Annotated in this window: 25 protein-coding genes, 1 pseudogene and 1 other annotated feature; of the genes and pseudogenes, 20 read left to right on the top strand and 6 right to left on the bottom strand. The window is 37.0% G+C overall.

Going from position 1 to position 24,780, the window contains the following annotated elements; genetic code table 11:
• Nucleotides 1-223: 223 nt before the first annotated feature.
• Nucleotides 224-477 (top strand) — a binding site (T-box leader).
• Between the two features lie 50 nt (nucleotides 478-527).
• A complete protein-coding gene (asnS, locus tag WAX78_RS08790) occupies nucleotides 528-1,919 on the top strand; it encodes an asparagine--tRNA ligase (protein ID WP_336481890.1) in 1,392 nt (463 codons plus the stop codon).
• A gap of 122 nt (nucleotides 1,920-2,041) precedes the next feature.
• On the top strand, nucleotides 2,042-2,515 hold the full coding sequence (locus WAX78_RS08785; protein WP_336481889.1) for a hypothetical protein: 474 nt from the start codon (nucleotides 2,042-2,044) through the stop codon (nucleotides 2,513-2,515).
• Between the two features lie 218 nt (nucleotides 2,516-2,733).
• Here WAX78_RS08785 and rnhC read toward each other — a convergent pair whose 3' ends face one another.
• Nucleotides 2,734-3,672, bottom strand: coding sequence for a ribonuclease HIII (gene rnhC, locus WAX78_RS08780; RefSeq protein WP_336482018.1), 939 nt, complete (start codon nucleotides 3,670-3,672; stop codon nucleotides 2,734-2,736).
• Between the two features lie 124 nt (nucleotides 3,673-3,796).
• Here rnhC and zapA point away from each other — a divergent pair, with 124 nt between their 5' ends.
• The 6 genes from zapA to WAX78_RS08750 all read left to right on the top strand — a co-directional run bounded on the left by zapA (nucleotide 3,797) and on the right by WAX78_RS08750 (nucleotide 11,495).
• Nucleotides 3,797-4,066: a cell division protein ZapA gene (zapA, locus tag WAX78_RS08775; RefSeq protein WP_154709943.1), complete on the top strand. Its 270-nt coding sequence runs from the start codon at nucleotides 3,797-3,799 to the stop codon at nucleotides 4,064-4,066.
• A 1-nt stretch (nucleotide 4,067) separates the two neighbouring features.
• Entirely contained in the window at nucleotides 4,068-4,607 is a 540-nt protein-coding gene (locus tag WAX78_RS08770; protein ID WP_336481888.1) for a CvpA family protein, read from the top strand.
• Between the two features lie 53 nt (nucleotides 4,608-4,660).
• Nucleotides 4,661-6,379, top strand: coding sequence for a DNA polymerase/3'-5' exonuclease PolX (gene polX, locus WAX78_RS08765; protein WP_336481887.1), 1,719 nt, complete (start codon nucleotides 4,661-4,663; stop codon nucleotides 6,377-6,379).
• A 20-nt stretch (nucleotides 6,380-6,399) separates the two neighbouring features.
• Nucleotides 6,400-8,760 (top strand): endonuclease MutS2, encoded by a 2,361-nt coding sequence (locus tag WAX78_RS08760; protein ID WP_336481886.1) that lies wholly within the window; start codon nucleotides 6,400-6,402, stop codon nucleotides 8,758-8,760.
• A gap of 243 nt (nucleotides 8,761-9,003) precedes the next feature.
• Complete coding sequence (locus WAX78_RS08755; protein ID WP_336481885.1) at nucleotides 9,004-10,080, top strand: nitric oxide synthase oxygenase; 1,077 nt, start codon at nucleotides 9,004-9,006, stop codon at nucleotides 10,078-10,080.
• 215 nt (nucleotides 10,081-10,295) lie between these two features.
• Entirely contained in the window at nucleotides 10,296-11,495 is a 1,200-nt protein-coding gene (locus tag WAX78_RS08750; RefSeq protein WP_336481884.1) for a class I SAM-dependent rRNA methyltransferase, read from the top strand.
• A 45-nt stretch (nucleotides 11,496-11,540) separates the two neighbouring features.
• Here WAX78_RS08750 and WAX78_RS08745 read toward each other — a convergent pair whose 3' ends face one another.
• From WAX78_RS08745 to WAX78_RS08735, 3 genes are all read right to left on the bottom strand, one after another.
• Nucleotides 11,541-11,735, bottom strand: coding sequence for a YwbE family protein (locus WAX78_RS08745; protein ID WP_230573779.1), 195 nt, complete (start codon nucleotides 11,733-11,735; stop codon nucleotides 11,541-11,543).
• A complete protein-coding gene (locus WAX78_RS08740) occupies nucleotides 11,736-11,909 on the bottom strand; it encodes a hypothetical protein (RefSeq protein WP_336481883.1) in 174 nt (57 codons plus the stop codon).
• A gap of 277 nt (nucleotides 11,910-12,186) precedes the next feature.
• Entirely contained in the window at nucleotides 12,187-12,639 is a 453-nt protein-coding gene (locus WAX78_RS08735) for a hypothetical protein (RefSeq protein ID WP_336481882.1), read from the bottom strand.
• Nucleotides 12,640-13,328: 689 nt separating this feature from the next.
• Between WAX78_RS08735 and WAX78_RS08730 the strand changes: the two genes are divergently transcribed.
• The 8 genes and pseudogenes from WAX78_RS08730 (at nucleotide 13,329) to WAX78_RS08695 (ending at nucleotide 19,809) form a co-directional block, all read left to right on the top strand.
• Nucleotides 13,329-14,780, top strand: a complete 1,452-nt coding sequence (locus WAX78_RS08730; protein ID WP_336481881.1) for an RNA-guided endonuclease InsQ/TnpB family protein — start codon at nucleotides 13,329-13,331, stop codon at nucleotides 14,778-14,780.
• A gap of 149 nt (nucleotides 14,781-14,929) precedes the next feature.
• On the top strand, nucleotides 14,930-15,625 hold the full coding sequence (locus WAX78_RS08725; RefSeq protein ID WP_336481880.1) for a response regulator transcription factor: 696 nt from the start codon (nucleotides 14,930-14,932) through the stop codon (nucleotides 15,623-15,625).
• A 1-nt stretch (nucleotide 15,626) separates the two neighbouring features.
• Nucleotides 15,627-16,562: a HAMP domain-containing histidine kinase gene (locus WAX78_RS08720; protein WP_336481879.1), complete on the top strand. Its 936-nt coding sequence runs from the start codon at nucleotides 15,627-15,629 to the stop codon at nucleotides 16,560-16,562.
• A 124-nt stretch (nucleotides 16,563-16,686) separates the two neighbouring features.
• Nucleotides 16,687-17,610 carry an ABC transporter ATP-binding protein gene (locus WAX78_RS08715; RefSeq protein WP_336481878.1) on the top strand — a complete coding sequence of 308 codons (924 nt, stop codon included), beginning with the start codon at nucleotides 16,687-16,689 and terminating at the stop codon, nucleotides 17,608-17,610.
• Nucleotides 17,603-18,271 carry an ABC transporter permease gene (locus WAX78_RS08710; protein WP_336481877.1) on the top strand — a complete coding sequence of 223 codons (669 nt, stop codon included), beginning with the start codon at nucleotides 17,603-17,605 and terminating at the stop codon, nucleotides 18,269-18,271. The genes WAX78_RS08715 and WAX78_RS08710 overlap by 8 nt, the downstream gene beginning before the upstream one ends.
• A gap of 15 nt (nucleotides 18,272-18,286) precedes the next feature.
• Nucleotides 18,287-18,409 (top strand): annotated as a pseudogene (locus WAX78_RS08705) (ABC transporter ATP-binding protein); the annotation flags it as partial.
• A complete protein-coding gene (locus WAX78_RS08700) occupies nucleotides 18,402-19,088 on the top strand; it encodes an ABC transporter permease (RefSeq protein ID WP_336481876.1) in 687 nt (228 codons plus the stop codon). The pseudogene WAX78_RS08705 and the gene WAX78_RS08700, both read left to right, overlap by 8 nt.
• A 28-nt stretch (nucleotides 19,089-19,116) precedes the next feature.
• A complete protein-coding gene (locus WAX78_RS08695) occupies nucleotides 19,117-19,809 on the top strand; it encodes an ABC transporter permease (RefSeq protein ID WP_336481875.1) in 693 nt (230 codons plus the stop codon).
• A 105-nt stretch (nucleotides 19,810-19,914) separates the two neighbouring features.
• Here the strand turns inward: WAX78_RS08695 and WAX78_RS08690 are convergent, their stop codons facing one another.
• Together WAX78_RS08690 and WAX78_RS08685 are read right to left on the bottom strand one after the other, a co-directional pair.
• Nucleotides 19,915-20,373: an NUDIX hydrolase gene (locus tag WAX78_RS08690; RefSeq protein WP_336481874.1), complete on the bottom strand. Its 459-nt coding sequence runs from the start codon at nucleotides 20,371-20,373 to the stop codon at nucleotides 19,915-19,917.
• Between the two features lie 144 nt (nucleotides 20,374-20,517).
• Nucleotides 20,518-21,021, bottom strand: coding sequence for a DinB family protein (locus WAX78_RS08685; RefSeq protein ID WP_336481873.1), 504 nt, complete (start codon nucleotides 21,019-21,021; stop codon nucleotides 20,518-20,520).
• A gap of 107 nt (nucleotides 21,022-21,128) precedes the next feature.
• On the opposite strand from WAX78_RS08685, the gene WAX78_RS08680 reads away from it, so the two are divergent.
• The 4 genes from WAX78_RS08680 to WAX78_RS08665 all read left to right on the top strand — a co-directional run bounded on the left by WAX78_RS08680 (nucleotide 21,129) and on the right by WAX78_RS08665 (nucleotide 24,712).
• Complete coding sequence (locus WAX78_RS08680; protein ID WP_336481872.1) at nucleotides 21,129-21,362, top strand: AzlD domain-containing protein; 234 nt, start codon at nucleotides 21,129-21,131, stop codon at nucleotides 21,360-21,362.
• 177 nt (nucleotides 21,363-21,539) lie between these two features.
• Entirely contained in the window at nucleotides 21,540-23,225 is a 1,686-nt protein-coding gene (locus WAX78_RS08675; RefSeq protein ID WP_336481871.1) for a long-chain-fatty-acid--CoA ligase, read from the top strand.
• 109 nt (nucleotides 23,226-23,334) lie between these two features.
• Complete coding sequence (locus WAX78_RS08670) at nucleotides 23,335-23,922, top strand: TetR/AcrR family transcriptional regulator (RefSeq protein ID WP_429706457.1); 588 nt, start codon at nucleotides 23,335-23,337, stop codon at nucleotides 23,920-23,922.
• A gap of 16 nt (nucleotides 23,923-23,938) precedes the next feature.
• Nucleotides 23,939-24,712, top strand: coding sequence for an enoyl-CoA hydratase (locus WAX78_RS08665; protein WP_336481870.1), 774 nt, complete (start codon nucleotides 23,939-23,941; stop codon nucleotides 24,710-24,712).
• Nucleotides 24,713-24,780: the final 68 nt, after the last annotated feature.

Here is a 24,780-nt window from a genome sequence, read left to right as displayed (position 1 = left end):
AGTGTAGAATATGTTTTTTTTATTGCGGATGCTTTTTGTTAATAATGAATTGAAAAAACGAGCTATTGTCATACGTAGACAAACTAAGATGATTTTGTTTTTTCCTAAGCTGCTTTTCAGAACATACATTATTGGATGGAACGATAATAAAAAGGTTTTTTGCTTTGAAGGACAACTTGCATCTTTCCATTGAATGTAGTACATTAATTTTAGTTTAAAAAAATGAAAGACGATGATAAGGAAAAGTAGTATATACTATAATCCAAAGCGAGTCAGGGACGGTGCGAGCCTGATGAGGCGGTATATGTGAAGAACACCTTGGAGTTGCTAACCGAAATTGAAACGTGTGTTCAAGAGTAGACTTAGACGGGAATCCGGCCTGTTACAAACCGGGAAGTATGTGTAATACATACGAGTTAGAGCTGGTCTTTATGACAAATTGGGTGGTACCGCGAAGTTTAACCTTTCGTCCCTTTATGGATGGAAGGTTTTTTTGTATTTAAATATAAGTAAAGGAGAATTTCAATATGGAAAACACATTAGTAAAAAGTTTGTATAGAGAAATTGATAAGTATGTAGATCAAAAAATACAAGTATCAGGTTGGATCCGTAACTTACGTGATTCAAAAGTATTTGGTTTTATCGAATTAAACGATGGTAGCTTCTTTAAAAGTGTTCAAATCGTTTTCGATACAGAACTAGATAATTTTAACGAAATTGCGAAGCTTCCGTTAAGCTCTTCTATTAAAGTAGAAGGAACGCTAATCGCAACTCCAACTGCAAAGCAGCCGTTTGAAATTAAAGCGGACAAAATCGAAATCGAGGGATTATCAGCTTCTGATTACCCATTACAAAAGAAACGTCACACATTTGAATACTTACGTACAATCGCTCATTTACGCCCAAGAACAAATGCGTTCTCGGCAACGTTCCGCGTGCGTTCAATTGCAGCTTATGCAATTCATAAGTTCTTCCAAGATCGCAATTTTGTACATGTTCATACACCAATTATTACAGGTAGTGATACTGAAGGTGCAGGTGAAATGTTCCGCGTTACAACGCAGGATATGAACAACTTGCCAAAAGGTGAAGATGGAAAAGTTGATGATTCAAAAGACTTCTTCGGCAGAGAAACGAACTTAACAGTAAGTGGACAATTGAATGCTGAAGCGTATGCATTAGCGTTCCGCGATGTATATACATTTGGCCCAACGTTCCGCGCTGAAAACTCTAACACAACTCGCCATGCTGCTGAATTCTGGATGGTTGAGCCTGAGATTGCATTCGCTGAATTAGAAGATGTAATGGATCTTACAGAAGATATGCTGAAATATGCAATGAAATACGTATTAGAGCATGCACCAGAAGAAATGGAATTCTTCAACAGCTTCGTTGATAAAACAGTTCTTGAGCGCATGAATAACGTAATCAACTCTGACTTTGGTCGCATCACATATACAGAAGCAATTAAAGTGCTTCAAGAATCAGGTGCAGACTTCAAATACCCAGTAGAATGGGGTATTGACTTACAAACAGAGCACGAAAGATACTTATCAGAACAAATCTTTAAACGCCCTGTATTCGTAACAGACTATCCAAAAGATATTAAAGCATTCTACATGCGTATGAACGATGACGGTAAAACAGTAGCTGCAACAGACTTACTTGTTCCTGGCATCGGCGAATTAATCGGCGGAAGTCAACGTGAAGAAAGAATGGATGTTTTAGTAGACAGAATTAAAGAACTAGGCATGAACGAAGAAGACTACTGGTGGTACTTAGAGCTTAGAAAATACGGCGGTACAAAACACGCTGGGTTCGGTCTTGGTTTCGAGCGTTTCTTAATGTACATCACTGGTATGGCTAACATTCGTGACGTAATTCCATTCCCAAGAACACCAGGTTCTGCGGAGTTTTAAGATTGAAAAAAGGTATATCAACGGCAATTAAGCTGTTTGATATACCTTTTTATTTTTCTTTTGAGCAGGGAGAGGTGTTGGATAAGGAGAAACAATACGTAAAGTAGAAAGGAGCTGAATTTGTGAAAAAAAGAATAGTATGTTTCTTAGCGATCATGCTAATCAGCTTAAGTGCATGCGGAAATGAAAAAGAAAAACAAGAAAAAGTAGTTCCTACATCACAAGAGGCAAAGGTTGTTACGTTTCAAGGAAAAGAAATAAAGGAAATTCAGTTAACATCTACGAAAACGAAAGGTACGAAAGTATTGAAAAAAGAAAATGATATAAAACAACTTGTATCTGCGATGGAGCAAGTTGGATTGGCGGAAAACGGGGATGAACCGAAAACACTATCACTAGATGAAGAGGCTAAATCCTCTATTAGTTACAATATGTCTATTGATTATGGTGATGGATTGATTGAAAACTACTTTGTTTGGATAGAAGATGACGGGGAAATTGTAATTGGACATAAAGATACGCCAGAGAAAGAACGTGTTGAGTTTTATGATTTGAAAGAAGCTTCAAAACAAATTACGAATTTGTTTAAAGAATAAAGTGAAATTCCCATCAGTGGTGGATCCTCACTGATGGAAAGCCACCAATCGGGCGCATGACAGCAGTTGCCACCCCACCTATCCTCCTCGTTTCTCTTTAAATCTTGAGATGGGGGGCTTACTGCCCGCGAATGGTGGGATAAAAACAAGAAGACACGAGCTAATCATTCGTGTCTTCTTGTTTATTCATTTCGTATCCTGCCCATACTGAAGAATAGCTATTTATTCAACAATCGAAACGCCTTTTCCGTATTTGCAAAATGTAATTTCACAAACTCAGGTAATCTGTCTTTTCCAAGCCTTTGAATCAATTTCGCAGCTGCAATATCGACTTGATTCCCGGCGCCTTTCGGAAGTGCCATACCCGCTTTTTTGCTCAGTTCATCAAACTGTTTTACAAAGGAATAACGGGCCAAAATGGAAGCTGCTGCAACGGCGATATGTACACTTTCGCCTTTTGTAGCGAAATATACGTTTTCGCGTTGAACGTTTTTTTGTTTGGCTAAATATTTATAATATGTAGCTGGCTGTGTGAACTGATCAATTAATATGCCTTCTGGTTTCGTTGGTGCCATCTTAGCCAATAAGTTTGTAATGGCTTTATTATGAAGCATTGCCTTTAGTTGTCCTTGATTATAGCCTTTTTCAAACATTTCGTTATATTTTTCGTTGTGAAGAACAAGGGAACTGTAAGGGACAACCGCCAGTAGTTGTTTCGCAATTTCACAAATTTGTGTATCATTTAAGTTTTTTGAGTCTTTGACGCCGAGTTCTTTTAATAATGGAATTTGTGTTGCATCGACATATACTGCAACAACTGTCATCGGTCCAAAATAATCTCCTGTTCCGACTTCATCTGAGCCGAGAATAGACATCGTAGCGATGGAAGCCGGCGGTGCATAGGAATGGTCATTTACACTTTTCTTTACAGAAGCTTTCGGCGCAGCGGCATTTGCCTGCCAACGGCTAGATTCTTCAGTCGCGCGTCCACCTTGAAACATTACTTTTCCTGATTTATAGGCTGTAATTGTGCAGGATGGAACCTTTGCCATGAAGATACCGCCTTGGGGAATTTTTGGCTGCAATGCTTGTGCGTATTTTGTTTTCATGTCCTCTATAACAGTGGAACTTACTTGAATAACAATAGAATTTGACAAAATGATTGCTCCTTTTTCATTATTTATGTTTTTATCATATCGAATTGTTGTTTCTGTTTCCATATCATGTTTTTTCATGGTATGATAATCTGTAGGATTCTGTACGGGATTGGAGGACAGTAAGTTGTCACAACAAAAAGGAAATCGAAGTAAAATTAATGTAGAAATTTACGGTCAACAATATTCAGTTGTTGGCGATGAAAGTACAAGTCATATACGCATAGTCGCGGCGATTGTGGATGATAAAATGCGCGAACTAAATGCTAAGAATCCTTCGCTTGACACAAATCGATTGGCGGTGTTGACGGCAGTCAATGTCGTGCATGATTACATAAAATTAAAAGAAGAAAATGAAAAATTGAAAGAAAGAATGAAACAAAAAGGAATGGAATAACATGGTTGATATTATAATCATTGTATTGCTTGTTATGGGGTTTCTTCTTGGTCTTAGAAGAGGGCTTGTACTGCAGCTTGTAAAGTTAGCAAGCTTTATTATTGCCTATCTTGTGGCATATTGGTATTGCAAAGATTTAGCGCCTGCGCTGCAAAAGATCATTCCGTATCCATTTAAGCCAGAAACAAATGTGCCGAATTGGATTAATGCAAATAATATGGAAACAGTTTTTTATCAAGCAATTGCGTTTATCGCATTATTTATCATTACAAAAATCGCGTTAACGTTACTGGGACAGCTTTTGAATATGTTTACAGAAATCCCTGTTTTGAAACAGATTAACGCATTAGGCGGAGCCATCTTAGGTTTTTTAGAGGTGTATATTATATTGTTCGTATTAATTGTGATTGGTACGATACTTCCAGTTGGACAAGTGCAAACGTCGCTAAATACATCAACAATAAGCAAAGTAATTGTAAATGATACACCAATTCTTTCTGAAAAAGTTAAGGAATTATGGCAGACAGGTGGCAAGGTATAACTTCTCTTTTTCGAAAGAGAAGTTTTTTTCTATGATGGGAAGGCGGGAGAAGAATGAAAGTAAATAAAAAGCAAGTGATTAAATTACTTGAGACGATTGCACTTTTTATGGAGCTAAAAGGTGAAAATCCCTTTAAAATATCAGCATTTCGTAAAGCAGCAGCGGCGCTAGAAAGTGATGATCGCAGCCTTTCAGAGATTGAAGATTTTACGAAAATACCAGGCATCGGAAAAGGAACAGCAGCCGTGATTACAGAATATATTGAAGTTGGAACGTCAGAAGTGCTTGCGGAGCTGGAAAATGAAGTGCCGAGCAGCTTATTGCCGCTTTTAAAATTGCCAGGTCTTGGCGGTAAAAAAGTAGCGAAGCTATATAAAGAACTTGGCGTTGTAGATATGGAAACATTAAAGAAAGCTTGTGAGGAGAATCAAATTCAAGCGCTTGCTGGATTCGGTAAGAAAACAGAAGAGAAAATACTAGAAGCAATCGCTCAAGTTGGTTCTCGTCCAGAGCGTCTTCCGGTGGCGATGGTGATTCCTATTGCCGGGGAAATAGAACGGAAATTGTCGAATGTGCCAGAAATTATTCGGTATTCCCGTGCTGGTAGTTTGCGCCGTGTTCGCGAAACAGTGAAAGATTTAGACTTTATTATTGCAACTACAGAACCAGAAAAGGTGCGGGATCATTTATTGCAGTTTGATAATATGATTGAAGTTATTGCAAGCGGAGATACAAAAGTTTCTGTACGTCTTCAGTATGAGTACGATATTTCTATTGATTTCCGTCTTGTTAAGCCGGAAGAATTTATTACAACTCTTCATCATTTCACAGGTTCAAAAGACCATAATGTAAGAATGCGCCAAATTGCGAAAGATAAGGGTGAAAAAATTAGTGAATACGGTGTTGAAAACTTAGAAACGGGTGAAGTGAAGACATTTGAAACAGAAGAAGCCTTTTTTGCTCATTTTGGGTTACCGTTTATTCCGCCAGAAGTGCGTGAAGATGGCAAAGAAATTGACCTAATTGAACAGTATCCGAATCTGATTCAGTTTTCTCATATTCAAGGTGATTTACACATGCATACGACGTGGAGTGATGGTGCTTTTTCTATTGAAGAAATGGTACAAGCATGCCGCGCTCGAGGATATAAGTACATGGCGATTACCGACCATTCCCAATATTTAAAGGTAGCGAATGGTTTAACGAAAGAGCGTCTTCGTGAGCAAGGAAAAGAAATTGAACGCATCAATGAAAAGTATCCGGATATCACCATTTTACGTGGTATTGAAATGGACATTTTACCGGATGCAACGCTTGATTTTGATGATGAAGTATTAGAGGAGCTTGATTATGTCATCGGTGCTATTCATTCTAGCTTCTCACAAGATCGTGAAACAATTATGAAGCGCCTTCGCACGGCAATTGAAAATCATCATGTGACAATGATTGCACATCCAACGGGCCGCTTAATTGGTCGACGCGAAGGATATGATGTCGATACAGATTTATTAATTGAGCTTGCGAAAGAAACAAATACTGTACTTGAATTAAATGCAAATCCAAATCGTTTAGATTTAAGTGCCAAACTGTTAAAACAAGCGCAAGATGCAGGCGTGAAAATCGCAATTAACACAGATGCTCATACGCTTGAAATGCTAGAGGACATGGAAATTGGTGTTGCTGCCGCGCGAAAAGGTTGGATTCAAAAAGATACAGTTATTAATACGTGGGATATTGAACGTTTATTAGATTATATTAAGCGTAATAAGTAACACAAGGGGGACAAGCAACTATGTTAGAACGAACGTTGCGGGTATTAGAATATGACAAAATAAAAGAACAATTGCTTGAGCACGTTGCTTCTTCACTTGGCCGTGATAAAGTGAAAGGGCTTATGCCAAGTACGAATTATGAAGAAGTGGTAGAACTTCAAGAAACAACAGATGAAGCAGCAAAAGTAATCCGTTTAAAAGGGCATGTGCCGCTTGGCGGAATTTTTGATATTCGTCCAAATGTAAAGCGTGCGAAAATTGGCAGTATGTTAAGTCCGCATGAACTGCTCGATATTGCAAGTACGATGTACGGCAGCCGTCAAATAAAACGATTTATTGAAGATATGATTGAAAACGGCGTTGAACTTCCAATTTTAGAAACGTATGTAGCACGCATTATATCTTTATATGATTTAGAAAAGAAAATTACGAACTGCATTAGTGATGGCGGAGAAGTAGTTGATAGCGCGAGTGAAAAACTACGAGGTATTCGTCAGCAAATTCGCACAGCGGAAAGTCGCATTCGTGAGAAACTTGAAAATATGACGCGTTCTTCTAACGCACAGAAGATGTTATCAGATGCGATTGTAACGATTCGTAACGATCGCTATGTAATTCCTGTTAAACAAGAATATCGCGGTGTATACGGTGGTATCGTTCATGATCAGTCTGCTTCAGGACAAACATTATTTATCGAGCCGCAAGTGATTGTTGAATTGAATAATACACTGCAAGAAGCACGAGTAAAAGAAAAACAAGAAGTAGAACGCATTTTAATGATGTTAACAGAAGAAGTTGCTGCTGAGGCTGATGTTGTTTTAGAGAACGTTGATATTGTGGCAGAGTTAGATTTCATTTTCGCAAAAGCTTTCTATGCGAAACGATTAAAAGCAACGAAACCAATTTTGAACAATGAGCGTTATATGAATTTACGCCAAGCGCGCCATCCGCTTATTGATCCTAAAGTCGTTGTACCAAACGATATTGTGCTTGGAAAAGACTTTACAACAATCGTTATAACTGGACCGAATACAGGTGGTAAAACCGTTACATTAAAAACGGTAGGGATTTGTATATTAATGGCGCAATCTGGTCTGCAAATTCCTGTTCTTGATGAATCAGAAATTTGTGTGTTTAAACATGTTTTTGCTGATATTGGAGATGAGCAATCTATTGAACAAAGCTTAAGTACATTCTCATCTCACATGGTGAACATTGTTGATATTTTAGAGCAAGCTGATTTTGAAAGTTTAGTCCTGTTTGATGAATTAGGAGCAGGAACAGATCCGCAAGAAGGAGCTGCGCTTGCAATTTCAATTTTAGATGAAGTGTATAACCGCGGTGCGCGCGTTGTCGCAACGACGCACTATCCAGAGTTAAAAGCATACGGATATAATCGTGAACAAGTAATTAACGCAAGTGTTGAGTTTGATGTAAATACATTAAGCCCAACTTACAAATTATTAATTGGTGTACCAGGACGAAGTAACGCTTTTGAAATTTCAAAACGTCTTGGTTTATCTGACCGTGTAATTGACCGTGCTCGTGGTCATATTAGTACAGAGTCAAATAAAGTAGAAAATATGATTGCTAAGCTGGAAGAAAGTCAAAAGAATGCTGAGCGTGAATGGAATGAAGCAGAAGAGCTTCGCAAGCAATCTGAAAAACTTCATAAAGAATTGCAGCGTCAAATTATTGAATTTAACGAAGAACGTGATGAAAGATTATTAAAAGCACAAAAAGAAGGCGAAGAAAAAGTTGAAGCTGCTAAGAAAGAAGCAGAAGAAATTATTCGTGAACTGCGGCAATTGCGAAAAGCAAAGCTTGCTGATATTAAAGACCATGAGCTAATTGAGGCAAAAAGCCGTTTAGCGGGAGCTGCACCAGAGCTTGTGAAAAAACAAAAAATCAATGTAAAAAACACAGCACCAAAACAAGTGCTGCAACCAGGCGACGAAGTGAAGGTATTAACGTTCGGTCAAAAAGGTCAGCTTCTTAAAAAAGTAAGCGACAACGAATGGAACGTCCAAATTGGAATTCTGAAAATGAAAGTAAAAGAGTCCGATATGGAATATATTAATACACCAGCCCCTGTGGAGAAAAAGGCAGTGACAGCAGTAAAAGGAAGAGACTATCACGTTTCTTTAGAGCTTGATCTTCGCGGCGAACGCTTTGAAGACGCGATGGCTCGTGTTGAAAAATATTTAGATGATGCACAGCTCGCAAGCTATCCACGTGTTTCCATTATTCATGGAAAAGGAACAGGAGCACTGCGCCAAGGCGTACAAGATTACTTGAAAAACCATCGCGGCGTGAAAAGCTTCCGTTATGGTGATATGGGCGAGGGAGGCCTTGGTGTTACAGTTGTAGAACTGAAGTAGGAAAACAAGCAAAGGGGAAACGGCTATGTTTATGGACAAACTTGCAAAAGTATTGTTAGCTTGTTGTGGAACGTTCTTTATTATTGGGGTTATATATTTGCTGTTTTTTGCGAAATAAAGGAGAGAACACCGTTTTTGGTGTTCTTTTTCATTGCATGTTTTTCAGTGAATATTAGAGTATGTGCATGAGTGGAAGTTGTTATGTATAATAGAGAATGTTATACAGGAATAGAAGGAGACGCTATGATTAAAACGAAAAAACTGTTAGAGGAAGCAACTAATTTTATTACAGATTGCTACAATGAGCTAGAAAAACCTCATGAAATACAAGATAGATTATCACAAATTGAAGCTGAAATACAAAATACAGGAACGTATGAACATACTTTTGAAGAACTTGTTCACGGAGCGCGAATGGCGTGGAGAAATAGTAATCGCTGCATCGGTCGTCTTTTTTGGAATAAGCTTCATGTATTAGACGCGCGCGATGTAAATGATGCAGAAGGTATATATGAGGCATTGCTTCATCATATTCAATATGCTACCAATGACGGGAAAATCCTACCTACAATTACTGTTTTTAAACAATATCAAGGTGAGCATAATCAAATTCAAATTTATAATCACCAGTTGATTCGTTATGCGGGATATGAAACTGAGCAAGGTATTATCGGTGATTCTCATTCCCTATCATTTTCGAAAGTTTGTCAGGAGCTTGGCTGGAGTGGTAAGGGGACACATTTTGATGTGTTGCCGCTTGTATTTTCAATTGATGGAAACAAACCAGTGTATATGCCAATCCCAGAAGAATATGTAAAAGAAGTGCCGTTAGAACATCCAGAGTATCCTTTCTCCTCTTTGGAAGCAAAGTGGTACGGCGTTCCGATGATTTCTGATATGCGTTTAGAAATTGGCGGTATTTCTTACACAGCCGCGCCCTTTAATGGCTGGTATATGGGAACTGAAATAGGTGCACGCAACTTAGCTGATCAGGATCGTTATAACCTTCTGCCCGCTATCGCTGAGATGATGGGATTAGATACATCAAGAAACAGTACACTTTGGAAAGACAAAGCATTAATAGAATTAAATGTAGCAGTTTTACATTCTTTCAAAAAACAAGGGGTAACCATTGTAGATCACCATACAGCCGCTCAGCAATTTAGTCAATTTGAGAAGCAAGAAGCAGCATGCGGCCGTCTTGTAACAGGGAATTGGGTATGGTTAATCCCGCCTGTATCTCCTGCAGCAACACATATTTATCATAAGCCTTATCCAAATCAAATACTGACGCCTAATTTTTTTCATAAAAAGGGGTAAGAGCTTGTTATGTGGATAAAAGAATAACATGGTATAGTTAGAAGGGACTGTTTATGGGAGATACTTATATAAACAGCCCTATTTCATTTTGTGAATATATATGCTTCTAATATAGAGTGGTTTCATACATAAGATAAGTTGTGATCAAGCTTCTGACTTCGTATAAGCCTTTCTGAATAGCTAGAAAGCATTGGAATTGAAAGGTAGGATATGTGATGAAAACAGAAGTTATTTTAAAAGTTAAGACGAAATACGCAAACGAATTAAAAAGTGGTTATCCACTTATTTTGAAAGAAGCAATTATAAATTTACACGATGTAAATGTAGAAGGTACAATCGTAAAACTTGTAGACGACAAAAATAAGTTTATCGGTACAGGATATTATGGTAAGCAAAATAAAGGATATGGCTGGGTTTTAACAAGAAAAGAACAAGAACAAATTGACCAAGCCTTCTTTGAAAATAAGATTAAATCCGCTTTAAGTAAACGTAAAGGCTTTTATGAAGATGCTGATACAACAGCATTTCGCGTGTTCAACGGTGAAGGTGATGGAATTGGCGGCTTAATCATTGATTATTATGATGGGTATTACGTTATTAGCTGGTACAGCGAGGGAATTTATCAATTTAGTAAAGAGATTATCGAGTCCTTACAGAATGTGACTGAATTTAAAGCGATCTATCAGAAAAAGCGCTTTGATACGAAAGGTCAATATATTGAAGAAGACGATTTCGTAACAGGAGAACGTGGAGAGTTTCCGATTATCGTCAAAGAGAATGGTGTAAACTTTGCGGTGTATTTAAACGACGGGGCAATGGTCGGTGTATTTTTAGATCAACGTAATGTTAGAAAGCAAATTCGCGACAAATATGCAAATGGCAAGACAGTCTTGAATATGTTCTCCTACACAGGTGCGTTTTCTGTTTTTGCAGCACTTGGAGGAGCGGCAAAGACGACAAGTGTTGACCTTGCGAACCGTAGCTTAAGTAAAACAATTGAACAATTTAGCGTGAACGGTGTTGATTACGAGGCGCAAGATATTATCGTAGAAGACGTATTTCACTATTTCAAATATGCAGTAAAGAAAGCGTTGAAGTTTGATATGGTCATTCTAGATCCGCCAAGCTTTGCACGTTCAAAAAAATATACATTTAGTGCTGCAAAAGATTATAAAAACTTATTAAAAGAGGCAATTGCGATTACAGAAAATAACGGTATTATTGTAGCCTCTACAAATTGCAGTGCCTTCGGTATGAAAAAGTTTAAAGGCTTCATTGATACAGCATTTAAAGAAATGAATGGCAAGTATAAAGTACTAGAAGAACATTCGTTGCCAGAGGACTTCCGTACAATTTCACAGTTTCCGGAAGGTGACTACTTAAAAGTTGTGTTTGTTAAGAAGATTAAAGGATAAATTTATAAGAAAAGGAGCTCATTATTCAAAAATGAGCTCCTTTTCTTATGAAATAATATTTTTCACACGACCAACTTGTCCATCTTGAAGGCGGACTTTAATGCCATGTGGATGTGAAGGAGAATTTGTTAAAATATCCTTCACAATACCTCTTGTTAATTTCCCTGTACGCTGATCTTGCTTTAATACAATATCAACTTCAAGTCCAGGTGAAATATTTGCTCGCTGTTGTCCGTTCATTTAAACACCTGTACGTCTGCGTTGATTGTTTGGTTTCTTCGTTTGTTGATTTTGCAACTTTTTCGTTGATTGGCTTTGATTTTTAGCAGTTGCTCCGTTTCCATTTCCTTGCTTTTTCTTCGCAAGTTGCTCACGCATTAAATCCGCTAGGCTTACTTTTTTATTTTCTGACATATGAAATCTCCTTTTATATACAGTGAATTGTAAACATTCATAGTGAACTCAATCATATCATTGTTGAGGGAAGAAATGAAGCTGGATTATGGAGAAATAAGAAGCTTGGGATATGAGAGTGGAAAAGTTGTCGTAAAGGACTTCTTTTGGAAATGCGTTAAAACGAATCGATAGTTCATGTATCAATTTACTTAACAAAGAGCCCCTCCAGTGTATGAACTGAAGGGGCTTTTTACTCATATTTCCTAAATTGTGGATGATATAATAATCTGTTCTCTTATGGAGTGATAAAGCTAAGCGGAGCGTAAGGATAATTTGGGAGAAGATGTGAAATGGCAGGAGTAGGTGAAAATTGATGATGCAAGATTGTATTTCCATCTTGCGGAACACCCGCAGTATTGACTCCAAATGTGTTCGTGATGACACATTTGGCAGGTCCATATTGAGGAGTCACAAGTACTTCGTAGCAAGGACTTGGTTGCTGAACAGGATTTGGGAGAAATGCGTGAATCACGAGAAGATTGCGAGGAGGAATTGTAAATGTAAGCGGTGTGAGAATCGGTTGAACGTTGTCAGGCGGAACGATGTTGCTTTGCTGAGGTTGAATCGCTTGTGCCGTGTTTAAAGGTGGATTGACGACTTGCCCACATGAAAATACAAACTTGGCAACCTCGGCTGGATTACACGTATTTTGCCAATCTAACACGGATACGGTGACGGTTTGGGGCATGTTGTAATCCTCATTTGAAAGCGTGACGATCACGATTTCGGTATTGGGGTTTCTACATATAGATCCTGTCGTAAATACAGCTGGTTCTCCTGGACATTTTGGAGCCGGGCACCAATAAGAATTAAAGTGTTTGTCTGACAAGAATAATAAAACTCCTTTCTTTTAAAATATAATTCAATTATATGGAATTGTATCCCTTTTGCTTGTATACTTGTCCGACCAATGAACTTATTGAGTATTTCGTTTTTTTTTGGAAATAAAAGCTGTTTGAATGTATTGTATTCATATATGAGGAATTGAAATGAGGAACTATGCTACATGCTAGTTGGGATAAAGTGAAACTTTAATCAGTGGGGGGGGTTCTTCATCCCCCACTGATTATTAGTTGAACCAATCGGGCATTTACGGGCAGTTTATCTCCCACCTAACTTCTTTGCTTTCACCGAATTTTGAGGTGGGAGTATTACTGCTCGTTACTGCGGGATAAAAGAATGATAGGAACATGATTATATTTATCAGAAAATGGGCAAGAAAACCCCCATCTTCAAAACGTGCAGGGCATAGCCTGGTTTAAGGTGGGGATGAATTGCCTTTGGATTTATAAAAAATTTCCTGACTCAATGCGAATGTATGTTCTTTTTGATTGTTTTGTATTATCATGAAGGTAAGAAGAGTGGGAGATGAAAATGATGACGAAAGAAAAAGAATATGCAACTTATCAAATTTGGATTAAGAAAGGTCACAAGTTGCACGCCTACTTCATGGAAATGTGTCAAAATGCAAAAAATCTCTACAATACAACGAATTTCTATATTCGCCAAGTGTATACGGCCTTACGTACAGATCAACCATTACAGCCACTTCAACAAGAAGTCCTCCATACATTACAAGCATATATTGAAATCATGAATGAAAATCAACTTCGTTCGTATCAAAAACGTGTGCAAAAGCAGAAAGAAAAGCCGGCAGAAGAACGGAAAGAAATCAAGTGTAATCTGTTTACGTTACCGACAAAAGAGAAATCATTCCTATCGTATCATTTCTTAGATTGCTTGTTTAAAACAATGAAGCAACAAGATTATATGAACTTGCCAGCGCAAACGAATCAGGGTGTCATGAAAAAACTCTATCAAAACTGGAAATCATTTTTTGCTTCTATCAAGGCATTCAAGAAACATCCTTCCACCTTTACCGGCAGGCCTCGCATTCCAAAGTATATCAAGTCGTCTGTGAAAGAAATTGTATTCACGAATCAAGTATGTAAACTCCAAGATAAGTACATTCGTTTTCCAAAAACAAGCATGAAATTAAATATTGGAAAATTGTTCGGGCGTATCGAAAATCTTAAAGAGGTACGTGTTTCTCCTGCTTACGGAAAGTTTAAAGTTGAAATTGTGACAGAACACTCTGAGCCAGCGCCTAAGCACGTAGACAATAATCGTTATATGAGTATCGATTTAGGGATTCATAACATTGCAACTATCACAACGAATACAGGAACCATACCTGTGTTAGTAAAGGGCAATGTGATCAAAAGCATCAATCAATACTACAACAAGCAAAAAGCTTATTTACTGGGTATTCTTCGTCATGGAAAAGAACCAAAAGAAGGACTACACACATCAAACCGTTTAGAAAGGCTTCATGAAAAACGGTTTCTTAAAATAAAAGATATCTTCCACAAAATGAGTCACTACATTGTTCAGATGGCGATTCAACAGGAAATCTCTATGATTGTGATTGGGAAAAATACATCATGGAAACAAAACAGTGAAATGGGGAAACAACAGAATCAATCGTTCTGCTATATCCCGCATAATCTACTCATTGAAATGATCGCCTATAAGGCAAAACGAAAAGGTATTCCTGTACAAGTAGTGGAAGAATCGTATACAAGCAAGGCCTCCTTTCTAGACAATGATGATATTCCTACTTATGGTGAGGAAGACATTCCTATATTCAGTGGGAAACGTATCAAACGTGGTTTGTATCGTACGAAAAAGAATATCTTACTCAATGCGGATGTGAATGGTTCCTATAACATCTTAAAAAAAGCAGTTCCAAAGGCGTTTGCCGATGGAATAGAGGGGTTGTGCCATCAGGCAGCTGTGTCAACTCCACTCGTGTTAAGCATCTCTTGAAGGTGATACACGAGAAACCCCCACTTCAAGATCCGCAGGAGATAAGTGGAGGGAGTTTTCATATGTGATCCACTCCGTATATTGTATTTACCAAATTCAACCATCGTATTACAATATAATTATAAATTTTCAAGAAAACGGGTGATGGTGTGACGTATAAAATTTTATTGGTAGAAGACGATATATCGATTCAAGAAATGGTGAAGGGGTATTTAACAAAAGAGGGTTTTATTGTAACGACAGCTTGTGACGGAGAAGAAGGGCTTGCTAAGTTTTTACAAGATCAGTTTGATTTAATCATTCTTGATATTATGATGCCTAAAATAGATGGCTTAGAAGTGATGAATATGATTCGAAAAAAGAGTTCTGTACCAATTTTAATTATGTCAGCAAAAGACACCGATGTTGATAAAGCATTAGGGCTTGGACTTGGCGCAGATGATTATATTTGTAAGCCGTTTTCTATGATTGAATTGTCTGCACGGGTGAAGGCAGGTATTCGTCGTTCGACGAAATATTCCACTCCGCAACAAAAACAAGATGAGATGATTGTGATCGGGAATTTGAAAATTGATACGGCTAACTTTACCGTTCAAAAAAACAACGAAGTTATTAAACTCACTTCTAAAGAATTTGAGCTTCTAAAGTTATTTGCGACAAATCGAAATCGCGTGTTTACAAAGGCGCAAATTTATAGCTTAATTTGGAATGAAGAATATTACGGTGATGAGAATGTCATTAATGTTCATATGAGAAGGCTGCGAGAGAAAATTGAGGACGATCCATCTCAGCCGCAGTACATTAAGACACTATGGGGCATCGGTTATAAGTTGGAAGTGATATAAAATGGTTTTATTTTTAACGGCTATTATTTTTATATTAATTGGTATTATTTATTTTCAATATCGCACGGGGAAAAATCGAAGTGCGAATTTACGTTATACATATGAAAAGTTGCAGGCTATTGTGGAAAAGCAAACGAGTGAAAATTTATTAGTAGTAACAGATGATAAAGAATTGAAATCATTATTAGTGGCAATTAATTATTTGCTAGATGAAAAGAAAAAAACAATTGCCGAGCATTCGAAGCTGGAAATTTCAATGAGAAAGATGCTTTCTAACATTTCACATGATTTAAAGACACCGCTTACTGTGATTCTCGGTTATGTCGAAATGTTAAATGTAGATGAAACGATAAATGAAGAAGAGAGAAAGGTATTACTAGAAAAAGTTCATACGAAAACGTTAGAAGTACTAGAGCTTATTCATAAATTTTTCGATCTAGCAAAACTAGAATCCGGCGATAAAGATATTGCAATGACACGGATTCATATGAATGAAATTTGTCAGGAACATATGTTATCGTTTTATGATTTATTAACAACGCAAGGATTTAATGTTCATATTGATATACCAGAAACACCAATATATGCACATGGAAATACAGAAATCATCGGAAGGATTATGAATAACCTAATTTCAAACGCAATTGCCTATGGAGGAGATGGAAAAACATTAGGGATTACATTACGAAGCGATGATAAGTTTGTGTATGTGGACATATGGGATAAAGGAAAAGGAATCTCTGAATCTCATATTGATAAAGTATTTGAACGTATGTACACATTAGAAGATTCACGAAATCGTTTGTATCAAGGCAGCGGACTTGGACTTACAATTACGAAGCGCCTTGTAGAAGCGTTAGGGGGAGAAATTCATCTGTCTAGTACGCCATATGAGAAAACAGTGTTTACGGTTATGTTAAGAAGAATCAATTTTTAGCTTGTAGAAGGAGAAATTCTACAAGCTTTTTTTCAACTTAAGAAATTTGTAAGAATGCAGTAAGAAAAAAGAGAATTTCATTTCTTACTATATAAATATGGAGCAGTGCGAAAGGGGAATGAAAATGACATATATATTGAAAACGAATCAATTAATGAAAGTGTTTCATGGTAAAGAAGTTATTTCTAATGTAAATATGCATGTGAAACAAGGTGAAATATATGGGTTTTTAGGACCAAATGGTGCTGGTAAAACAACAATTATGAAAATGATAACGAATTTAATCAAACCAACGAGCGGTGAAATTGAAATTTTCGGTGAGAAATTAACAGATACTTCATATGAAGTGCTAAAGCGAATGGGGACAATTATTGAATATCCAATCTTTTATGAAAAACTAACAGCAAGAGAGAATTTGTATTTACACTGTGAGTATATGGGCTATTATGACAAGAAAGCGATTGACCGAGCGTTAGACCTTGTAAACTTACACAATGTCGACGACAAGCGAGTAAAAGATTTTTCACTTGGGATGAAACAGCGACTAGGGATTGCAAGAGCAATTACGACAAAACCAGAGCTGTTAATTTTAGATGAACCAATTAACGGCTTAGATCCAATCGGCATTAAAGAACTAAGAGAATTATTTAAAATACTTTGTAAAGAATATGGAATTACGCTGTTAGTTTCCAGTCACATTTTGGGTGAAATGGAACAAATGGCAGATACAATTGGTGTCATTCAAAATGGGAAGCTAATAAAAGAAGTTTCGATGAAAAGTATTAATGGACAACAAACGGAATATATTGAGGTTACGGTTCAGGATGTGAAAAAAGCAGTTTATATTTTAGAAAATAAATTACGTCTCACAAACTTTAAAGTGATGAATGAAACTATGATTCGAATTTATGAAATGACGATAACACAGCAAGAAATTTCAAAAACGCTCATTATGAATGATGTGATAATGGAAGGGATTCATAAGAAGCATAGCTCTCTAGAAGATTATTTCTTAAACCTTATGACCGGAGAGGGAATCCATGCTTAATTTAATAAGGTTAGAGCTTGTCAAATTTACATTATGGCCAGTCATTAAAGGCGCCTTCATTGCGCTTCTTGTTATGTTAGGGTTTGTTACAGTACTTGAATTTACAAGTTACGATGACGCTTTCCAGTTTATTGATATTCTTGTGAAAGCAACATTTATGATATTTGGGGCAAGTTTAATTTCCAAATTTATTATTCAGGAATTTCAAGAGAAGACAATAACAGTGATGTTTATGTATCCGATTAATCGTAAAAAAATGATGATTGCAAAACTGTTCATTATTATGACCTTTACATTTCTTTCTATTGTCATTTCTGAAATTGTAATCTTTAGTTTCTTTTATATATTAAATGTATATGATTCAGTTATAACAGAACCATTAACAATGACAATGATTTTACAAAATGCATCTAAATTATTAATGAATGCCATCGCAGCGACTGGAATTAGCTTAATCCCCTTATATTTTGGCATGAAAAAGTATTCAGAGAGGACAACGATAGTATCTGCAGTTATTATTATGTCCCTACTAACATCAGGCTTAAAAGGTCACTTTTCGTTGTACGATATTATTTTGATTCCTATTATATTAGCTTGTGCAGGGGTGTTGATTGCTTATGTGGTGGTAAGAAAAATAGAGCAAGTGGATTTGTTTAAGTAAAATATGACAGCGATGCAGCAAGCGATTTCTAAAACGTTAATCATGAATGATGCGGCAATTGAAGGTATAAGCAAAAAACATAGTTCGTTAGAAGATTATTTCTTAAATATCGTGAATGGAGAGGAAATCTATGTTTAATTTAATGAGACTCGAGCTTATGAAATTTAAGATGTGGCCTGTTATTAGAGGAGCACTCATTGCAATATGTGTTCTTTCTATATTTATTCCGTTAGCATTATGGGATGACAAAGCAGGAATGAATGGATATAATCAAGCGTTTGCAATAATTGACACTTTTTCACGAGCAGTGTTCATAATTTTTGGAGCAAGTCTAATTTCCAAATTTATTATTCAAGAGTTTCAAGAAAAGACGATGACATTGTTATTTATGTATCCAATCAATCGTAAAAAGATAATGTTTGCAAAAATATGTATTATCATTTTTTTTACATTTTGTTTTATTCTGATTTCAGATATTATCATTTTTAGCGTTGTTTATGTATTTAATTTGTATCATCCAATTATTACAGGAACATTAACCGTATCAATCTTAAGCCAAAATGCATTAAAACTATTCATGAATGCATTAGCAGCAACGGGAATCAGTTTAATTCCAATATACTTTGGAATGAAAAAATATTCTGTGCGGACAACGATTGTATCAGCGATAGTGGTTGTAGCTCTATTAAGTTCAGGTGGGGGGACTGAAGGGACAATGTTTAACTTTATTGCTATTCCAATTATACTAGCTTGTACTGGGCTATTTATTTCTTATATGACGGTAAGAAAAATAGAGCAAGTGGATTTGTTTAAGTAAAATAGATGAAATAAGGAGAGAGGCCATTATGCTGCAGCTCATGAAGCTAGAAATGAAAAAATTTAAATTTGGCTGGTATGTAAAAGGAGCGTTAATTGCCAACGTTATTATTACGGCCTTATTCATTTTCCTTAACTATATACAAAAAATAGAAGGAAACGTATTTATTGAAAGTTCCGAGGAAGCTTTTCTATTTATAGGTGCAATGGTGCGGGGAACGTTTATCGTGTTTGCGGCTGTATTAATTGCACAATTAGTTATTGAAGAATATAAAAATAAGACAATATTAATCATGTTCTCCTATCCGGTCGATCGGAAGAAAATTATTGCTAGTAAATTGTTCATTGTAGCTATACTCACGTTCATAACAATTTGGCTATCTAACATAGTTGTTGCAGGCGCTGTCTTTGCTTTACACAGTTACTTTTCATTTATATCATACTCCATAACAATTACTGACTGGATGCAACAAGCGATTAACATGGTGCCATTTGCAGTCGCTGCTGCTGGCACAAGTTTAATTCCGCTATATTTCGGGATGCGTAAGCGTTCTGTCCCTATCACAATTTTATCATCGCTGTTTGTCGTTTCATTCGCTTGTTCTTATAATCCAACATTCTCAATGGTCGCGATTATTCCAGTTCAGTTCGCTCTTGCAGCTGTTGGAATTATGATTGCCTACTTAGCAATTCGGAACATTGAGAAAGAGGATGCGATTTAATTTTATAAAATAGATTATTTGTAGTAAAAAGACAAGATTCTTACCTGTCTTGTCTTTTTCATTATTGAGATTTAGTTCGTATAAATCTAATTCTAATAGGAAAAATTAATTCTTTATTTTCATAAACTCCAACAAATCTTCAAAAGCTGATTGTTGGTCACTCCATAATTCAGGCAATTCGTCTAAGGAGAAAAATTTTAGCTGTAAGCTTTCTTCGGTATGAGTATGTAAATTTCCGTGGAAATCTCTACAAATATAAGCTAACTTCACTAAGGCAAGTTGATCCCCGTTGGATAGCGTTTTTTCGTATTCTTTCCCAGAATACACATTAAAGAATTCAAGTTTTCCTAAGTTCAAACCGGTTTCTTCTAAGACTTCCCTTCTTACTGTATCTTCAACAGTCTCACCAATTTCCATAAATCCGCCAGGGTGTCCCCATTTTCCATTATCAGAGCGCAGCTGAAGAAGTACTTCATTTTTTTCATTACATATAAAACAACCTGCGGCCACCATGATTACTTTTTCATGTCCCACCATATTTCTTAAATAGCTTATATAATCCATCCGTTTTAGCTCCAATACTATCTATGTGCATTTTAAATTATTATAACTGGATACATTTCCCCATTAAAGGAGAGATGTGATATATATTCAAAAAACAAGGTTCCTCAAAAAAGGGGAACCTTGTTTTTATTTAGAAAGCAAATACTACATCTGCGGAGCTTCCATTCCAGCTAGAGCCCATTCTTCTTTTGCAGGGCCGTAAATACCAGGAACTTTTAATCCAGCTTGACGCATGAGTACCGTCATTTGACCGCGATGATGGTTTTGATGGTTGATGACAGTCATTAAAAATATTGAATTTGGCATTGGTTTTCCGAAAAAGTCATTTATCGTTGCTAAATCTTTATCTGTCCATTGTGTTTTTATTGCTTGAGTAAATGCCTCATTCATTTGACGGTAGCTGTCTGCGATATGCTGAGCTGACGTTGGAACAGGGTAATCTTTCGTTTCTCCTTCAAACTTTAATCCTGTACGGGATGTAATGACAGGAATAGCAGTGACAATATGCCATGCAATACGGCCTAACGTCCAGTTTTCCGGTGTGATTGCTTGTTTTAACGATTCATCAGTAAGAGCATCTAATACCTTTTGTGTAGATTCTGCTTCGTATTTCCATGATGTTAAAAAGCCTTCAATTGTTTGGAACATAGAACAAACCTCCTATGATTGGATTCAAATGGTAAATTCGTGAAAGTTTTATAGTTTCCTTCTATGTAAAAAGAAAAATAAAGGATTTTCATTGTCATTAGATTACTATGTCAATCCTTCTTCACAACATTATAACAAAACAAAAGAATAACTCAGAACATTTTGCTTCGTTAACAATCCCACTTGTTCTGTTTCATATGCAAGGAGGGAGCTGGAGTTCTGAGTATATAGTTGCGGGTATTGTGGCATTTGGTATAGGGATATGGAAAAGGCAAGTTGTGTTTTCATTATTAACTGGAGTAATTACACTCGTTTGCTGGAGAATGCTTGTGGGATGGTAATAGTTATAAAATAGTCTGAATATTATGATTGTAACGTGATAATCCCTATAATATAATAAAAATAAGCAACATGAATACACATTCAGTTTTCCTTGTTTTAGAGGAAAGCAGACCGTTAGTTAGGAGAATGATACGCTGATGGTAGTTTTATCAATGTAGAGAAGGGGGAGTTTTAATATGGAAAGGCCCTGGCTAAACAGTTATCCAAAGGAAATTCCGCATACAATTTCCTACGATATGCAGCCTCTTCATGTGTATTTACAGCAAACAGCTTCACAATATCCAGATAAGAAAGCGCTTCATTTTCTTGGGAAAGATATTACATTTTCAGAACTAGATCGTAAAGTTAGGCAATTCGCCAACTATCTTCGTAAACTGGGGATAGAAAAAGGGGATCGAGTTGCAATTATGCTGCCAAACTGCCCGCAAAGTGTTATCGGTTATTATGGAACACTATTAGCTGGCGGTATTGTTGTGCAAACGAATCCGCTTTATACAGAAAGAGAGCTTGAATATCAGCTTCATGATTCAGGGGCGAAAGTCATTCTGTGCCTCGATTTAGTGTTTCCGAAAGTCAGCAATGTGCAGTCCTCAACCGATATTGAGCATGTCATCGTAACGCGTATCGCAGATTTTTTACCATTTCCAAAAAATTTATTATATCCATTTGTGCAAAAGAAACAAACGAACCTTGTGGTGAATGTAAGAGAAAGTGAGAATATCCACGTTTGGAATTCCATTGAACATGCAGGGGATGAAGCGCTAGACATTTCGTGTGATCCTGAAGAAGATGTAGCACTTCTGCAATATACAGGCGGGACGACAGGGTTCCCAAAGGGTGTAATGCTCACGCATAAAAATCTTGTATCAAATACAATTATGGGTATGCATTGGTTGTATAATTGTAGAAAAGGAGAAGAAGTCATTCTTGGTGTACTTCCATTTTTTCATGTATATGGTATGACGGCAGTAATGAATTTATCAATTATGCAAGCGTATAAGATGGTGCTCGTTCCGAAATTTGATATTAAAATGATGCTAGAGGCGATTAAAAAACATCGTGTTACGTTATTTCCTGGAGCCCCGACTATGTATATTGCGCTATTAAACTATCCTGAGCTTCATAAATATGATATTTCTTCCATTAGCGCATGTATTAGTGGTTCCGCCCCGCTTCCGGTTGAAGTGCAAGAACAATTTGAAAGTGTAACGGGAGGAAAGCTTGTAGAAGGATATGGCTTAACGGAATCATCCCCGGTTACACATGGTAACTTTTTATGGGCAAGACGGGTGCCGGGAAGTATTGGTGTGCCATGGCCAGATACGGATGCGTGCATTATTTCGCTGGAGACAGGTGAAGCATTGCCGATAGGAGAGATTGGAGAAATCGTTGTGAAGGGCCCGCAAGTGATGAAGGGCTATTGGAATAAACCAGAGGAAACAGCAGCAGTTTTGCAAGATGGCTGGCTTCATACGGGTGATGTTGGATATATGGATGAAAATGGCTTTTTTTATGTGAAAGATCGTAAGAAAGACATGATTGTTGCTAGTGGATTTAACGTATATCCGCGCGAAGTAGAAGAAGTATTGTATGAGTACGAAAAGGTGCAAGAAGTTGTCGTTCTAGGTGTGCCTGATCCGTACCGCGGTGAAACAGTAAAGGCTTTCGTTGTTATTAAAGATGGTCTAACATGTTCAGAAGAAGAATTAAATGAGTTTGCTCGTAAATATTTAGCGGCATACAAAGTTCCTAAAATATATGAGTTTCGGAAAGAGTTGCCGAAAACAACTGTCGGAAAAATTTTACGTCGTGTGCTTGTTGAGGAAGAGTTGCGAAAACAAGAAGATGAGCAGACGGGCTAAACGCCCTTTCTTTTTTTGAAAGAGCAGTGTTGACAATATTTTAAATAGTCAGTATTATTAAAATGTGAATGAATCATCATTCAGTCATCTTCTTGAAGGGGATAGTACTGTGAAAAAGAATCGACCAAAATATAACCAAATTATTGATGCAGCGGTGATTGTCATCGCGGAAAATGGATATCACCAAGCGCAAGTTTCTAAAATAGCAAAACAAGCTGGTGTTGCCGATGGAACTATTTATTTATATTTCAAAAATAAAGAAGATATATTGATATCTCTATTTCAGGAGAAGATGGGAGAATTTATTGAAACAATTCGGCAAAAAACAGCAGGAATTGAAAGCGCTGTAGAGAAGTTATTTATGTTGGTAGAAACGCATTTCTCTTTACTGTCGAAAAATGATCCTCTTGCTATCGTTACGCAACTAGAACTTCGCCAATCGAACCAAGAATTACGTCTCAAAATTAATGAAGTGCTGAAAGGGTACTTGCAAGTCATGGATGAAATTTTAGAAACGGGCATACAACAGGGAGAATTTCGCACGGATTTAAATGTACGCGTGGCGAGACAAATGATCTTCGGAACAGTAGATGAAGTTGTGACCAACTGGGTAATGAGCGATCATAAATATGATTTGGTCGCAATTTCAAAAACGGTGCATGAGCTATTAGTAGCAGCTTGTGGTTACCGCAATTAATGGGGAGGGAGTACATTTGAATTTCCTATCTGTAACGGTGGAAGATTACGTAGCAATTGTAAAAATTAATCATCCACCAGCAAATGCGATGTCTTCACAAGTCATTAGTGAAGTTGGTGAACTTCTTGATGTAGTGGAAAAGGACAAGAATGTGCGCGTTGTACTTGTTCATGGAGAAGGTCGCTTTTTTTCAGCGGGAGCGGATATTAAAGAATTCACTTCTGTTGAAGAAGCAAGAGAGGCGACGAAATTATCACAACATGGGCAAGTGATTTTTGAACGTGTTGAAAAGTTTTCAAAGCCAATTATTGCAGCTATTCATGGTGCAGCGCTTGGCGGCGGGTTAGAATTTGCAATGTCTTGTCATATGCGTTTTGTAAGTGAAACTGCGAAAATCGGTTTGCCGGAGCTAACGCTAGGACTAATCCCAGGTTTTGCAGGGACGCAGCGCTTACCCCGTTATGTGGGGAAAGCAAAAGCTTGTGAAATGATGCTAACAAGCGATCCGATTTCAGGTGTGGAAGCAGCTGAATATGGGCTTGCAAATCGAGCATTCCCTGAAGAAGCATTACTAGAAGAGACGCTAAAGCTAGCGAAAAAGATTGCAGGAAAAAGTGCAGCATCTGTTCGCTCAGTGCTTGAGCTATTGCAAACAACAAAATCTTCTTCTTATTATGAAGGCGTGCAACGCGAGGCACAGTTATTTGGTGAAGTGTTTACAAGTGGGGATGGGAGAGAAGGCGTTGCTGCTTTCTTAGAAAAACGTAAACCTTCTTTTAGTGGCAGGTAGTTCTATATTTTTTTAATACAAATTAACAGAATATTGTAATTAACCAAATTTTTTTATAAAAAACAAGG

It is taken from the genome of Bacillus yunxiaonensis (genome assembly GCF_037104695.1).
Taxonomy (GTDB): domain Bacteria; phylum Bacillota; class Bacilli; order Bacillales; family Bacillaceae_G; genus Bacillus_A; species Bacillus_A yunxiaonensis.
Note: the sequence above shows the minus strand (reverse complement) of the source record. Positions and strands in the feature narration are given on the sequence as shown.

Excerpts from the sequence above, each read along its gene's own strand:
- asnS (WP_336481890.1), top strand. The coding sequence starts at position 528 with ATGGAAAACACATTAGTAAAAAGTTTGTATAGAGAAATTGATAAGTAT.
- WAX78_RS08770 (WP_336481888.1), top strand. The coding sequence starts at position 4,068 with ATGGTTGATATTATAATCATTGTATTGCTTGTTATGGGGTTTCTTCTT.
- polX (WP_336481887.1), top strand. The coding sequence starts at position 4,661 with ATGAAAGTAAATAAAAAGCAAGTGATTAAATTACTTGAGACGATTGCA.
- WAX78_RS08760 (WP_336481886.1), top strand. The coding sequence starts at position 6,400 with ATGTTAGAACGAACGTTGCGGGTATTAGAATATGACAAAATAAAAGAA.
- WAX78_RS08755 (WP_336481885.1), top strand. The coding sequence starts at position 9,004 with ATGATTAAAACGAAAAAACTGTTAGAGGAAGCAACTAATTTTATTACA.
- WAX78_RS08750 (WP_336481884.1), top strand. The coding sequence starts at position 10,296 with ATGAAAACAGAAGTTATTTTAAAAGTTAAGACGAAATACGCAAACGAA.
- WAX78_RS08745 (WP_230573779.1), bottom strand. The coding sequence starts at position 11,735 with ATGAACGGACAACAGCGAGCAAATATTTCACCTGGACTTGAAGTTGAT.
- WAX78_RS08740 (WP_336481883.1), bottom strand. The coding sequence starts at position 11,909 with ATGTCAGAAAATAAAAAAGTAAGCCTAGCGGATTTAATGCGTGAGCAA.
- WAX78_RS08735 (WP_336481882.1), bottom strand. The coding sequence starts at position 12,639 with ATGCCCCAAACCGTCACCGTATCCGTGTTAGATTGGCAAAATACGTGT.
- WAX78_RS08730 (WP_336481881.1), top strand. The coding sequence starts at position 13,329 with ATGACGAAAGAAAAAGAATATGCAACTTATCAAATTTGGATTAAGAAA.
- WAX78_RS08720 (WP_336481879.1), top strand. The coding sequence starts at position 15,627 with ATGGTTTTATTTTTAACGGCTATTATTTTTATATTAATTGGTATTATT.
- WAX78_RS08715 (WP_336481878.1), top strand. The coding sequence starts at position 16,687 with ATGACATATATATTGAAAACGAATCAATTAATGAAAGTGTTTCATGGT.
- WAX78_RS08710 (WP_336481877.1), top strand. The coding sequence starts at position 17,603 with ATGCTTAATTTAATAAGGTTAGAGCTTGTCAAATTTACATTATGGCCA.
- WAX78_RS08700 (WP_336481876.1), top strand. The coding sequence starts at position 18,402 with ATGTTTAATTTAATGAGACTCGAGCTTATGAAATTTAAGATGTGGCCT.
- WAX78_RS08695 (WP_336481875.1), top strand. The coding sequence starts at position 19,117 with ATGCTGCAGCTCATGAAGCTAGAAATGAAAAAATTTAAATTTGGCTGG.
- WAX78_RS08690 (WP_336481874.1), bottom strand. The coding sequence starts at position 20,373 with ATGGATTATATAAGCTATTTAAGAAATATGGTGGGACATGAAAAAGTA.
- WAX78_RS08685 (WP_336481873.1), bottom strand. The coding sequence starts at position 21,021 with ATGTTCCAAACAATTGAAGGCTTTTTAACATCATGGAAATACGAAGCA.
- WAX78_RS08680 (WP_336481872.1), top strand. The coding sequence starts at position 21,129 with ATGTCAATCCTTCTTCACAACATTATAACAAAACAAAAGAATAACTCA.
- WAX78_RS08675 (WP_336481871.1), top strand. The coding sequence starts at position 21,540 with ATGGAAAGGCCCTGGCTAAACAGTTATCCAAAGGAAATTCCGCATACA.